At 62.8% G+C, this 13244-nt stretch carries 10 protein-coding genes and 2 tRNA genes; 5 read left to right on the top strand and 7 right to left on the bottom strand.

Annotated features, from left to right (window positions below; all coding sequences use genetic code 11):
• Positions 1 to 104 precede the first annotated feature (104 nt).
• Positions 105 to 1145: a hypothetical protein gene (locus A6D6_RS11405; RefSeq protein WP_159660797.1), complete on the top strand. Its 1041-nt coding sequence runs from the start codon at positions 105 to 107 to the stop codon at positions 1143 to 1145.
• A 205-nt stretch (positions 1146 to 1350) separates the two neighbouring features.
• On the opposite strand, the gene A6D6_RS11400 is transcribed toward A6D6_RS11405, so the two are convergent.
• Positions 1351 to 1782 carry an acyl-CoA thioesterase gene (locus tag A6D6_RS11400; RefSeq protein WP_133490987.1) on the bottom strand — a complete coding sequence of 144 codons (432 nt, stop codon included), beginning with the start codon at positions 1780 to 1782 and terminating at the stop codon, positions 1351 to 1353.
• Between the two features lie 114 nt (positions 1783 to 1896).
• On the opposite strand from A6D6_RS11400, the gene A6D6_RS11395 reads away from it, so the two are divergent.
• Complete coding sequence (locus A6D6_RS11395; protein ID WP_159660796.1) at positions 1897 to 2418, top strand: hypothetical protein; 522 nt, start codon at positions 1897 to 1899, stop codon at positions 2416 to 2418.
• Here the strand turns inward: A6D6_RS11395 and A6D6_RS11390 are convergent.
• Both A6D6_RS11390 and A6D6_RS11385 read right to left on the bottom strand, forming a co-directional pair.
• The gene (locus A6D6_RS11390) at positions 2399 to 3946 is read right to left on the bottom strand and encodes an FAD-dependent oxidoreductase (RefSeq protein WP_159660795.1); all 1548 of its coding nucleotides are present in this window, start codon (positions 3944 to 3946) and stop codon (positions 2399 to 2401) included. The genes A6D6_RS11395 and A6D6_RS11390 overlap by 20 nt on opposite strands.
• The gene (locus A6D6_RS11385; RefSeq protein ID WP_159660794.1) at positions 3943 to 4578 is read right to left on the bottom strand and encodes a hypothetical protein; all 636 of its coding nucleotides are present in this window, start codon (positions 4576 to 4578) and stop codon (positions 3943 to 3945) included. The genes A6D6_RS11390 and A6D6_RS11385 overlap by 4 nt, the downstream gene beginning before the upstream one ends.
• Positions 4579 to 4706: 128 nt before the next feature.
• Between A6D6_RS11385 and A6D6_RS11380 the strand changes: the two genes are divergently transcribed.
• Positions 4707 to 5468: a SulA-like leucine-rich domain-containing protein gene (locus tag A6D6_RS11380; RefSeq protein ID WP_159660793.1), complete on the top strand. Its 762-nt coding sequence runs from the start codon at positions 4707 to 4709 to the stop codon at positions 5466 to 5468.
• On the top strand, positions 5465 to 6889 hold the full coding sequence (locus tag A6D6_RS11375; RefSeq protein WP_159660792.1) for a Y-family DNA polymerase: 1425 nt from the start codon (positions 5465 to 5467) through the stop codon (positions 6887 to 6889). The genes A6D6_RS11380 and A6D6_RS11375 overlap by 4 nt, the downstream gene beginning before the upstream one ends.
• Before the next feature lie 223 nt (positions 6890 to 7112).
• Here A6D6_RS11375 and A6D6_RS11370 read toward each other — a convergent pair whose 3' ends face one another.
• Entirely contained in the window at positions 7113 to 7694 is a 582-nt protein-coding gene (locus tag A6D6_RS11370; protein WP_133490991.1) for a peroxidase-related enzyme, read from the bottom strand.
• Positions 7695 to 7801: 107 nt separating this feature from the next.
• On the opposite strand from A6D6_RS11370, the gene A6D6_RS11365 reads away from it, so the two are divergent.
• Positions 7802 to 10936 (top strand): error-prone DNA polymerase, encoded by a 3135-nt coding sequence (locus A6D6_RS11365; protein ID WP_159660791.1) that lies wholly within the window; start codon positions 7802 to 7804, stop codon positions 10934 to 10936.
• 462 nt (positions 10937 to 11398) lie between these two features.
• Here A6D6_RS11365 and A6D6_RS11360 read toward each other — a convergent pair.
• The 3 genes from A6D6_RS11360 to gltX form a co-directional block, all read right to left on the bottom strand.
• Positions 11399 to 11474 (bottom strand) — tRNA-Glu (locus A6D6_RS11360).
• A gap of 5 nt (positions 11475 to 11479) precedes the next feature.
• Positions 11480 to 11555, bottom strand: a tRNA-Ala gene (locus A6D6_RS11355).
• Positions 11556 to 11692: 137 nt separating this feature from the next.
• On the bottom strand, positions 11693 to 13183 hold the full coding sequence (gene gltX / locus A6D6_RS11350; protein WP_133490993.1) for a glutamate--tRNA ligase: 1491 nt from the start codon (positions 13181 to 13183) through the stop codon (positions 11693 to 11695).
• Between the last annotated feature and the right edge of the window lie 61 nt (positions 13184 to 13244).

The following is a 13244-nucleotide window of genomic DNA, read 5'->3' as shown; positions in this document are numbered from 1 at the left end:
TCTGTCTGTTGTTATTCCTTCTCTCCCTTCCCGCCCACGCGGCTCTGATCACTCTGACCATCGAAGAACACAGCCCGCTGGTTGGAGCGGACCGGAAGGACTTGATGTTGGTCCACTACCGGGGTGGCGCGTTTCATGAAGTGCGGCATCAGTGGCTACCCTGGACCCTGGGCCATCAGCCCTATTTCCAGGAAGATGTCGACGCCCGCCGGGATGCTCCGGTAGACCGGGTCGCCGCTGGAGACCGCTTGCTGCTGCGCTCCGAGGACGCCGGGGAGACACATCCCATGCCCTTGCCGGCGGAGGTGCTTGCCACGCTGCCCGTTCCCGACGGCGTTTTCTATGTTCCGCAAGCCCGGTCCCGCGCCACTTTCGCCCCGGCGGCCACGCTCGAACGCACGCCCCTGGCAATCAGCGGTGATCGCTTCCGGCTCGCCTTTATTGACGACAATCTGTTCCGTTGGGGTGATTTCACTTATCGGGGCTGGGACGGCGAAGGCACTTTGCTGGATGGCCTGAAGCTGAGACTCAGCGCCGGCCTGTTGTTACGTAACGCGCGGGTCACTCTGGACAACGATAATCTGGACCCGGTGATCCGGCAGGTCATCACCGGTCCGCTGGCGACACTGGTGTACGCCACCACCCGGGTACGGGTGGCCGGATTACGCGTGCTCACCGTGCATAATTATTTCATCGTTGGCGCCGACAGCGTGATGGTGCACAGCCGCTTTACCCTGCCGGCAATGGCCGCCGCCGTGTTGCGCGAACCCAGCGCCCGCATCACCGTGGACGGCTATCGGTTGCAAGGGGCGCGCCTGCGTACCAGTTGGACCGGCGCGCGGGAAGCGGTGGTGGACGGCAAGCTCAGTGACACGGAGCAGATCATGCGTGGCAGCATAGTGCCACGGGACAACACGCTCAGGTTCGATACCGGCAAAGGGTTCGCGCTACGTGCCCGCCTGCGTTTCATGGAAGGTTTCGACACACCGGTGCGTTTTATTTACCAGGATGACCCGCAACGGCCCGATCCGCCGGAACGGTTTCCCGGTCAGGAGCCGGAAGTGGGCTTTTTACTGCAGGATCTGCCCTTCGGGCAGGAATATTACGTCATCGCTGAACTGTGGTTCTCTTCCTCCTCGCCGTGATACCGGGCCATTCGCTGCCAAGCGGAGCGCCGCCCGGGCCTCTTCCCACAGCGGGCTTCGTGGCCGGGGGTGATTCGAAGTAAACGGTTTCAGAGCTCGTGGAGGGCCGGCGGTCAGGGTTCCAGGACCGTGCTTCTCCCGTGTCCTGGAACCCTGACCGCCGGCTCTCCTCCCCTGGCAAAAGGCGCTCCCTCAACCCTGCCTGTTACGCCAGCTTTTCCAGCGCTTTACGCAACGGTTCCGGAATCGGCACCGGGCGGCCGCTTTCACGATTGACGAACACATGCACCACGTGGCCCAGGGCCTTGGCCGCGCCCTCGGCGCCGAACACCGCCAAACCATAACGCACCGAGCTGTTACCCAGTTTGTCCACGCGCATGCCCACCGCCAGGGAGTCCGGATAAGCCGCCGCCTCGAAATACTCACAGCCGGAGCTGACCACATAGGCGATCACATCACCCTGATGAATATCCAGACCACCCCGTTCAATCAGATAACGGTTAATGGTGGAATCAAAGTAGCTGTAGTAGGTGACGTTATTGACGTGGCCGTACAGATCGTTGTCGGACCAACGGGTATCCAGGGGGCAAAGGTAACCAAAAGCGTCCCGCGGCGGACGTGTGTTCGCGTCAGTCATGGTTTCTCCTGTGTGGATTTGCGGCGCGACAGCCGCGAGCGGCAATGATAGCCTAAGAGCCCATTCAAGATCTTTACGCCACCGCATTGTCGCTATCATCGCACAGGGAACGCCATGGAAAGCGCTGCTTCCGTTATTGTTCGTGCAGGCCTGCGTATCGTCTGGCCGCTGTCACTGGCCACGCTGCTCAGCGCCTGTGTCACCGTTGCCCCCCATACTCCGAAATTGAACTCTGCCCCCGCCAAGACCTGGTTCTACCTATTGGATATCGAACCAGCGCTGCCGGCCAGCGAGGTGCAAGTGGAAGCGTTGTACGTGCCCACCAAACCGGACTGTCCGTTGCGTCAGGTGGGCACCGACGTGCCGTTGGAACCGCAGGGATTGAACTATCGCATGACGGTTTACCTGGACCGCTTCGACGACCCGCTCTGCGGCTGGCGTTTCAATCAGTTATGGCTGGGCCTGAACCGGGAAAGCGGCTACGCCACCCGCTTCAGCGTGGTACCCGGCGGCGGCGACCAGACCCGCTGGTGCCGCCTCAATCCGGAACATGGCGTGTGCATGCTCCGGGAACAGGACGTTCTCGACTACAAGGTGCCCGGCACCGTGCACCGCGTCAGGCTGATGCAGCAATAGCCTCGGCGATGCGGGTCGCCAGAGCGTAAACCGTGATCTGCGGATTGACGATAATCGAGGTCGGCAACAGGCTGGCATCGGCGATATAGAGCCCGGCCACGTCATGGGTTTCTCCGCTTTCCGCCGCCACGCTGTTGGCGGGATCCGCGCCCATGCGGCAACTGCCCTGGGGGTGATAGCTGACCATGCGCAGGTGATGCGGCTGATTCTCCAGGCGTTCCACCATCGGATCGATATCCGCTTCCTGGCGTATCACCAGCGGCTCACTGGTGGGCACATACACCTGCTCCGCCCCAGCGGCCAGATGCAGCCGCGCCGCCGCTTTCAGGGCGTTTTTCATGGACGGGAAATCGATATCGTCCAGTTGGTAATCGATGACCTTATTGTCCCCGTCCCAGTGCACCCGGCCCACATTGTGATCGTGAATCAGGGTCACCAGCCCGGCCAGATAACGGGCCTCTCCCATGAAATCCATGAACGGCGCGCCGGTGCCCGGCTCCGCCGTCATCGACAGTTCCACGATCCCGGCGCCACCGTCCTCCAGCACGAAACCGCCGTCCTCCGGGGCCATGAATTGGTCCACGTAGACCCCGAGCATGGCACCGCGCCAGGCGTGCACCGGTTGCGGATAACGGGCACTGACGTACAGCGACGGGTGACAGGCGAAGTGGCGCCCGACCTGATCGGAGCCATTGGCCAGCCCGCTGCGCAGCAACAACAGCGGTGTCTGCACCGCACCGGCGGCCAGCACTACCCGTGGCGCCGTCACCGTCATCGACGCCACCGGTTCGCCGCCGGTTCCGGTGACCTCGGCGCGAACGCCGGTGGCGCGGCCATTATCGGTGACAATTTCAATGACCCGGGTGTCGGCGAAAATGCGCGCGCCGTGGGCCACCGCCCAGGGCAGATAACTGACCAGCATGGATTGCTTGCGCTCGGTCTTGCAGCCGGACAAGCAGTGTCCGGTAAGCGCGCAATCGCGGATATTGCGTTGAAACGGCTTTACCGACCACCCCAGCTTGTCGGCGCCGGCCCGGATCAGACGGGCATGGGCGGCAATCTCATGTTCACCGTTTTCATGCACGCCCAGGTGTTTTTCCACCCGTTCGAAATAGGGCCTCATGCCGTCGCTGGTGAGTCCGCTGAGACCGAAATTCCGCTGCCAGTCCCGCAGAATGAAGTCCGGAGTACGAAAACAGACGCCCGCATTGACCACAGTGGAACCACCGACACAGGCCCCCTGCAGAATCAGCAGATCGCCGCTGCGATTGGTCTGGCCACCGTGGTCCTGATACAGCTGCTCCAAGGCGTCCGGGAAGCGTTCACTGAAATCCCGCGACGGCACATAGGGCCCCGCCTCCAGCACCAGCACCCGCTTGCCGCGCCGAGCCAATTCATAGGCCGCCACGGCGCCGCCGGCACCGGAGCCGACCACCACCACATCCGCCTGCAAATTCAAGCGCGATTGGTGGATGTCTTTCGCCTCGGTCACCGCCAGGCCGGAGTCACGCCAAAGTGTTGTCGTCATTCCGCTACCCCCACCTGTACTTCCCCGTTTTCTTCCGGCATCGGCGCGTTCCCCAGATACGCCAGCCCCCAGCGATCCGAAACCGGACCGTCGAATTCCAGAGCCTGCCAGGTACGTTCGTCGCGCCAATAAGCGCTGTACACCAGTTGCTTGATCACCGTGGCCAGAGTTCGTTGCAACACCAGCCCCCGCCCCCAGCGATCGAAATAGTCCCGCGCCGTTTCGTCGTCGAGATCCACGAAACGGCGGCCATGGCGGAACACCGCGGCGTTATCAAACAATCCCAACCCCCGCGACAGTTGCCGGCGCAGTGCCGGCGCCATCAGCGACAGCGTGCGCTGCACGTTGGCCACCACCGGCACGGTTTCGGTATCCGGCAGGCCCCGCCCTTCAGTAGGCAATAACACCCGCCGGCAACGGTCCAGCAACAAAAACTCCCCGGGGCTGAGTCCACCGGCCCAATCCGGTATCCGCTGCTGGTCCAGGGGGGAACGGCGCAGCCAGAGAAATCCGCCCGCGGCGGTACCCACCATCACGGCACTGGCGGCCAGCGTCCACTTGAGAAAACGGCGGCGCGCCAAGCCTTGTTGCAGCCACTCCAGCCCCGGCGGCGCACTGTGTTGTTGTGTCATCGTCGCACTCACGGAAGGGAATCAAGCCCTCAACATAGTCAGCCCGAGCAAGGGAAACAACATGTATACCAGCCAGCAGACGGATTGACCCGATCGGCACATCGGAATACTGTACACAAGGACAGTATATGGATGCTTACCTCATGAATGCGGACGCCCTGCAACAACTGCTTCGCCGCCAGGACACCTGGCAAGGCTCCAGCCGGGGAGCGGCCCGCGAAGAACGCCGGCACACCGGTTTCCCGGCCCTGGACCGCCTGCTCTGGCAAGGTGGCTGGCCCAACCAGGGGCTGGTGGAACTGCTCTGTCCACTGCCCTGTCCGTCATTACTGCATTTGCTGTTGCCCCTGTTGCGTCGCCGAGAGGACGGCGCCCGCATTATCGCCAACCCCCCGGCCCGGCCTTCCGCCACCGCCTTGAAGCGGGCCGGGTTGCCGCTGGAGCACATCCTGGTGCTACAAGCCCGGGAACGCTCCACGCTGTTGCGTGCCTGTCTGGAAGCCGCCTCCAGCGATACTCTGGACAGTCTGGTGTTGTGGGCACCGGGAGGCACCCTGCCCACCGGGACTCTGCGCCGCCTGCACATGGCCGCGCAGCAGGGCCGTTGTCTGTTTCTGCTGGTGCGCCCGCGACGGGCCTCGAAACAGCCCAGCCCGGCGCCCCTGCGTCTGCTGCTGGACGTCGATCAGCCCGGCGAACTGAGCGTCACCGTTGGCAAGCAGCCCGGTGGCCGCCACGGTCAGCAATGCCGGTTGATGGTGCTGCCCGAGCACCTGCGCCACCCCCCACCGCCCTGCGCCACCATGGCGGCCCGGACCCGCCGCCCGGAGACCACGACGACGCCCTCTCCGCTGGCACTGCCGGCGCCAACATCGGAGCTCCGTCCATGAATCCCCCCTTGTGGCTGGCCCTGCATTTTCCCTTGCTGGCTCTGGAAGCCGTGGATGGCCCCAGCCCCGAGCCCCGTGTGCTGGTGCGACAGCAGCGGATCACCCTGGCCAATGCCGCCGCCCGTGGCGCCGGCGTGAACATAGGGCAGCGCCTGGGCACGGCGCGCGCTTTATGCGACGGCCTCCAGGTGCAACAAGCCGCCCCCCGGCAGGAGGAACAGGCCTTGCAACGGGAAGCCCGTCATCTGCTGGCCATGACGCCACAGGTCTGCCTTGCGCCTCCCCATACCCTGCTGCTGGAAGTCGGGGGCTGCCTGAGTCTGTTCGGCGGTTTCAGTGGACTGCTGTCACGAGTGGACCAATACCGCCTGCACTGCCCGCTAACCAGCCATCTGGGCCTTGGTCCCACGCCGCTGGCGGCCTGGCATCTCACCGAACCGCCCAACCTTGAGCAGATGCCGGAGCGCAGTCGCTTCCAGGCCTGGCTGGCGGCCCTGCCGATCGACTCCCTGGCTCTGGAAGACGCCGTCAAGGAACGTCTGAAGGCCCCTGGCTTTCATACCCTCGGCGACCTGTTCGCACTGCCGCGGGCCGCGCTCGGCAAACGATTCGGCGCTTCCTTTCTGGATTGGTTGCAACGCCTGCTTGGAGAGAAAGCGGACGTGCGCCGGACGATTCCCGCCCCGGCACCATTCCGGGAACAACAGCAATTCGATGATCCGATAAATGATCAGGCCCTGCTCAAAATCCCCATGGCGGCGCTGCTTGAGCAGATGGAGCAACACCTGAGGCGCTATCAGGAGCAGGTGCTGGCGATACGCTGGCATTTGCGTCTGGACAATCGCGAACGGCACACCCTGCTGGTGCGCCGGGCCTGGCCGGCCCATGACGCCGCCGGTTGGCTCGATCTGAGCCTGCGGCGCCTGGAGCACCAGCCTCTGGACGGCGCGGTGCTGGGACTGGGTTTGGATACCAGCCGGCCACGGCCATTGAACCCCGGCCTTGCCGCCCTGTTTCCGGAGCCCGGAGCCCGCGCTCCGCTGAACGGCCTGCTGGAAAAGCTGGTGGACACTCCGGGGCTGGCGCTTTATCGCCCGGCCCTGGCCGACGATCACTTGCCGGAATACAGCGAATGCCGTCAGCCACCGTTCGGCGCGACACCACGAGAGCATGAAAGCGATCAGGCGGATCAGGACCGTCCTCTGTGGTTACTGGAATCCCCACTGAGACTGCACCAGGACAACGGCGTGCCGGTATGGCGGGGGCAGCGCCTGCGACTGTTTCCGCAACAGGAACGTTTCAGCCAGCCCTGGCGGGGAACGATGCCCCGCCATTACCGGCTGGCGCACCACCCCCAGGGCGAATGCTGCTGGCTGTTCCAGGATGCCCGGCAGCAGTGGTGGCTGCATGGTTTCTTCTAATAAGGCCAGGGGCCTTCCGCCAGCTTATACGGTTATCCCGGAAGCTATCGTCTGGCCGCCGCGCGCCCACGCCGGCACGCAACACGCTTACACGCCATCCTTGCCAACCCCGCGGACAATTGGGAAAGCCTTCCCGTCCGGCCAACGGAAAGGGGGACATTCTTTGGCTGACGGCGGTTTCCGCGTGTTGCGTGTCAGCGTGTTTGCGTGCCAGCGTTTTCCGTCAACGTGGCACCCGCCCCATCAGGTAGAACTCCTCGTTGGGCGGCGTTCCGGTGAGATTGACCATGCGATTGGACATACCGAAGAAGGCGGCGATGGCGCCAATATCCCACATGTCCTCGGTGGTGAAGCCCACCTCCGCCAAGCGGGCCTCCCAGTCGTCGTTCATCTCCCCCTGTTCCAGGGCCAGATGGAACGCGAAGTCCAGCATCACCCGATGACGCTCGCTGATCGGCGCGGTGCGGTGGTTGATCGCCACCTGATCCGCCACCAGTGGATTCTTGCTGTAAATCCGCAACAGAGCGCCATGGGCCACCACGCAGTACAGGCAGTGATTGCGGGCGCTGGTGGCGACCACGATCATTTCTTTTTCCGCTTTGCTCAGGGTGTCGGATTCGCGCTCCATGAGGGCATCGTGATAAGCGAAAAAGGCCCGGAATTCCGCCGGGCGGCGGGCCAGCATGAGAAACACATTGGGCACGAAGCCGGCTTTTTCCTGCACGCCGAGAATCACCTCGCGGATGTCTTCGGGCAGGTTGTCCAGACTTTCCGGCGAGGGAAAGCGTTTGTTATTCAGAGTCATGGTGATATCCCAAGGCAAACGAATGAAACAGGCTCTCCAGTTAACGTTAACGTCAGGTTGATGTCCATCCTTCAATGGCGGCCCCAGAGGGGATCAAGGAGCCGCGTATGAATCCGGGCCCCCCGCCTTTCGCCGAGTTGCATTGCACCAGCGCCTTCAGCTTTCTCACCGGCGCCAGCCAACCGGAGGAGTTGGTACAACGTGCCCACGAACTGGGCTACCGGGCTCTGGCGATTACCGATGACGCCTCTCTGGCCGGGGTGGTGCGGGCCTGGCGGGCGCACCAGGCGCTGCGTGACGACGTCGGCACCACCCTGAAACTGATCATTGGCAGCACCTTCCGCCTGGAGACCGATCAGGGCGCTTTGCATCTGGTATTACTGGCCCGGAACCGCCGCGCCTATGGCGAGATATCCACCTTGATCACCCAGGGACGCCGGCGGGCGGAAAAAGGAAAATACCAACTGCACTGGCGGGATCTGACGCGGCTGGAACGTCATGCCCTGTGTCTGTGGTTCCCCGCCGGTGATGGCCGCGATCCCCATCATGCCACCTTGCTCCAGGCTCATTTCGGCGATCGTTTCTGGCTTGCCTGTGAACTGCTCCAGGACCGCAACGACGCCCTGCACTATCGCTATTGCCTGGATCTGGCGCACCGCTTCGAGCTCGCCATGAGCGCCGCCAACGATGTGCACTATCATCGCGCCGAGCGACAAAGACTGCAGGACGTGCTCACCGCTCTGCGGCTGAACACCTCGGTGTACGAGTTGGGCCGCCGCCGCTTCCAGAATGATCAGCGGCATCTGCGTCCGTTGGAAACCCTGGCCGATATTTACCCGGAAACCCTGCTTCGCGAGGCGGCCTGGATCGCCGATCAGTGCGAGTTCAAGCTGGACGAAATCCGCTACCAGTATCCCGAGGAAGTAGTGCCGCCCGGGCAGAACGCCGACGATTATCTGGCCGCCCTCGCCCATCAAGGCGCCGCGCGGCGTTATCCCAAAGGCGTGCCCGCCTCCGTACGAACCCTGCTGGAGCGGGAGCTGGCGCTGATCCGCGAACTGGAATACGCCCATTACTTTCTCACCGTCCACGACATCGTCGCCTACGCCCGTGGCCAGGGCATTCTTTGCCAGGGGCGTGGTTCCGCCGCCAATTCCGCGGTGTGTTACTGCCTCGGCGTCACCGAAGTGGACCCCAACCGCAGCCAACTTCTGTTCGAGCGCTTCATTTCCAAGGAACGGCGGGAACCGCCGGACATCGACGTGGATTTCGAACACGAACGCCGCGAAGAAGTGATGCAGTACCTGTACCGCAAATACGGCCGGGACCGCGCCGCCCTCGCCGCTACCGTGATCCATTACCGCACCCGCTCGGCGGTCCGCGACGTGGGCCGGGCGCTGGGCGTGGATCTGTCGATCATCGAGCGGCTCAGCGCCAACCTGGCCTGGTGGGACAAACCCGCCGATCTGCAGGAGCGGTTCCGCGAAGTCGGTCTGGGCGATACCGCCCTGGGCCGGCAGTACCGGGCGCTGGTGTTTGAGCTGGTCGGCTTTCCCCGGCATCTGTCCCAGCACGTGGGCGGCTTTGTCATTACCCGTGACCCGGTGCCCACGCTGGTGCCGGTGGAAAACGCCGCCATGGCCGACCGCACCGTGATTCAGTGGGACAAGGACGACCTGGAAGCACTCGGGCTGATGAAGGTGGACGTGCTGGCCCTGGGCATGCTCACCGCGATCCGCAAAACCCTGGACCTGATCAGTCACTACCGTGGCCGGCCGTTGATCATGCAGGACATTCCCACCGAGGACCCGGCCACCTACGACATGCTCTGCAAAGGCAACAGCCTGGGGGTGTTCCAGGTGGAATCCCGGGCGCAGATGAACATGCTGCCGCGACTGCGGCCCCGCAAGTTCTACGATCTGGTGATCGAGGTGGCCATCGTCCGCCCGGGGCCGATTCAGGGCGACATGGTGCATCCCTATTTACGCCGCCGCGACGGCCTGGAAGAACCGGATTACCCGGACCCGAAAGTGGAAGCGGTACTGAAACGTACCCTGGGTATCCCCATCTTTCAGGAGCAGGTGATTCAACTGGTCATGGTGGCGGCGAAATTTTCCGGCGGCGAGGCGGACCGGTTACGCCGGGCCATGGCCCGCTGGGGCAAGAGCGGCGAGCTGATGCAGTTCCAGGACAAGGTGATCCAGGGTATGCGCGCCAACGGCTACAGCGAGGATTACGCCCAGCGTCTGTTCGAGCAAATGAAAGGCTTCGGCGGCTACGGTTTCCCGGAATCCCACTCCGCCAGTTTCGCCCTGCTGGTGTACGTGTCCGCCTGGCTCAAACGTCATCACACCAGCGCCTTTTATTGTGGTCTGCTCAACAGTCTGCCGATGGGCTTTTACAGCCCCTCGCAAATTCTCCAGGATGCGCGCCGCCACGCCATCGAACTGCGCCCCCTGGACGTACGGCACAGCCACTGGGACCACACTCTGGAAGAGACACAAAGACAGAAACTCGGGGTGCAGCCGGCCTTGCGGCTGGGATTTCGTCAGTTGAAAGGATTCAATCCGGAAGCCGCCGAGCGCCTGGCGCGGGCCCGCGCCGAGCGCCCTTTCAGCAGTGTGCGGGATCTATGCCAGCGGGCCCGCCTCAATCAACGGGAGCGGGAAGCCCTGGTGGCTGGTAACGCACTGCGTGCACTCAGCGGCCACCGCCACCAGGGCCATTGGGAAATCCAGGGACTGGAAGCGCCGCGGCCATTACTTGAAACGGAGCGCGGTGCCGGCAAGGATCATGACGGAGTCTACCTCGACGCCCCTTCGGAGCACGCTGATCTGCTGCAGGATTACCGTCACCTGGGCCTGACTCTGGGCCGGCATCCCATGGCCCTGGTCCGCCATCTCCCCCGCTTTCGCGGCTGCCGCCGGGCACGGGACTTGAAGCGGGGCCGGCCGGGACAACTGATCCGGGTCGCCGGGCTGGTGACCAACCGGCAAAGACCCGGCTCCGCCAAAGGCGCGCTGTTCATGACACTGGAGGATGAGACCGGCAACACCAACGTGGTGATCTGGAATGCCATTCAGGAACGGTTCCGCAAAACTCTGCTTCGCAGCCCTTTGGTGATCGTCAAAGGCACTCTGGAAATCAGTCCGGAGGGGGTTGTTCACCTCATGGCCGGCGCACTGATCGATGCCAGCGACGCCTTACTGGAATTGAATATCAAATCCCGGGATTTTCGCTAGGGCTGGTATCCACCAGATACAAATACAGCGGATTAGCAAGTCAGCGAGGGAGCGTTGCCGGTCAGGGCGTTCCAGGACACGCTACAAGCACGTCCATGTGCGCTCGGGTTTGGCCATCCCTGGCCAAACACGGTCCTGGAACGCCCTGACCGGCAACGCTCCGCGAGCTCTGAAACACTCAGCCTCAAATCAACGGCGGTGAAAAGAAAAACGAGCCCTTCGCTTGGCTGCGACCGAGGGTTTTGCGGGTACCCCGAGGTGTCCATGCCCCGCCGTGAACCCACCCCTGGGGGCTTGCGGTCGGCGTCCTGCCTCACACAGTCATGGACACCTCGGGGTACCCGCAAAACCCGCCTTCGGAGCTCCACTGAGAAAGACAGTCTTTCTGTTTAAAACGTCTTCCCTCGATCTCAAAAATAAACCACAAAAAAACCCCGCTCAATGAGCGAGGTCTTTTTGTAGTGGCGTCCCCTAGGGGAGTCGAACCCCTGTTACCGCCGTGAAAGGGCGGTGTCCTAGGCCACTAGACGAAGGGGACGTATTTGGTGGAGCTAGGCGGGATCGAACCGCCGACCTCTACAATGCCATTGTAGCGCTCTCCCAGCTGAGCTATAGCCCCAGATTGTGACCACCGGTATGTGCGTCCCGTGTGGTGCGGCGTATTCTACCCAGGGGCCCTATCCTGTCAAGCACTTAGCGGCGGTTTTTCACGGTTTTTGCCCCGTCTGTTCATCCCTTGGTCAAATTGCCGCAATCTTAATCAGCCCGGCCAATCAAAGCGGCGTAGGCCTTCTCCAGCTTCTTGGTTTGCTTCTTGGAGACCCCGCCCAGCACCTCCACCGCGTGACGCAATCGCGCCCGGCTGATATCGGCGCCCAGCAATGCCATGCTGTCCACCACCGAGAAACTGGCGCTGGTGCCGGCGATGGCCACGAACACCGGAAACAGGAAATCACGGATTTTCACATCCAGGGCATCCGCCAGGGCCTTGGCATCGACGAACAGATTATCCCGATTCCAACTGCGCTGAGCCTCACAGGACCAGAGGAAGAACTGCAGCCATTCCTTCATATCCTCGGTGCTGTACTGCTTGTGCTCGAAATCCTGTTCACTGATGGTGAGCATCCCGGAGAAACAGAAGCCGGCCTTGTCCACCACGTCACTCAGCGTTTCCACCCGCTGCTTGATATGCGGCAGCACCTGCATCACGTAGTCCCGATTGAAAGCCCAGCCCATCAGCTGTTGCAGGAACTGTTCGTCGGACAGGTCCCGCAGCCACTGGCCGTTGAGCCAGCTCAGCTTTTCCACATCGAACACCGGTCCGCCCAGGGACACACGGTTGATGTCGAAAGCCGCTTCCATCTCACTCAAAGAGAAACGCTCACGTTCGTCGGGCATGGACCAACCCATGCGGCCGAGGTAGTTCACCAGCGCTTCCGGCAGGAAACCCATGCGGCGATAAAAATTGATACTGGTGGGGTTCTTGCGCTTGCTGAGTTTGGATTTGTCCGGATTACGCAGCAGCGGCATGTGGCACAGCGCCGGCATGTCCCAGCCGAAATACTCATACAGCAGCTTGTGCTTCGGCGCGGAGTTCAGCCATTCCTCACCACGCAGCACATGAGTGATGCCCATCAGATGGTCATCCACCACATTGGCCAGATGATAGGTGGGCAGGCCATCGGATTTCAGCAGGACCTGCGCGTCGGCCAGGGCCCAATCCAGCTCCACGGTGCCGCGCAGCATGTCCTCGATGGCACAGCGCCCATCCTCCGGCACCCGCATGCGGATCACATAAGGTGCCCCTTCCGCTTCACGGCGGGTCTGCTCGGCCTGATCCAGCTCCAGATCACGGGGTTTCAATGCCCGGTTTTCACCGCTCTCCTTGATCCGGGCACGTAACGTGTCCAGTTCCTCGGCGCTACGGTAACACTTGAAAGCGTGGCCGGCCTGAACCAATTGCTCGGCGTACTGACGGTAGATATCGCCGCGCTCACTTTGACGATAAGGCGCGTGAGGGCCGCCGACGTCCGGCCCTTCGTCCCAATCCAGCCCCAGCCAGCGCAGGGAATCCAGGATCGCCTGCTCCGATTCCGCGGTGGAGCGCACCTGGTCGGTATCCTCGATCCTGAGAATGAACTGACCACCGTGCTGACGGGCGAAACAACGATTGAACAAGGCAATGTAAGCGGTGCCCACATGGGGATCGCCAGTGGGGGACGGGGCTACCCGGGTACGAACGGTCATGACAACTCCACGGCCGGAAAAAGGCGGCATTATACGGCATTTGCCGGCACGCCGACACGCC

Source organism: Alcanivorax xiamenensis, from assembly GCF_009846745.1.
Classification (GTDB): domain Bacteria; phylum Pseudomonadota; class Gammaproteobacteria; order Pseudomonadales; family Alcanivoracaceae; genus Alloalcanivorax; species Alloalcanivorax xiamenensis.
The sequence above is the reverse complement of the archived record's forward strand: the minus strand, read 5'-3'. Positions and strand labels throughout refer to the sequence as shown.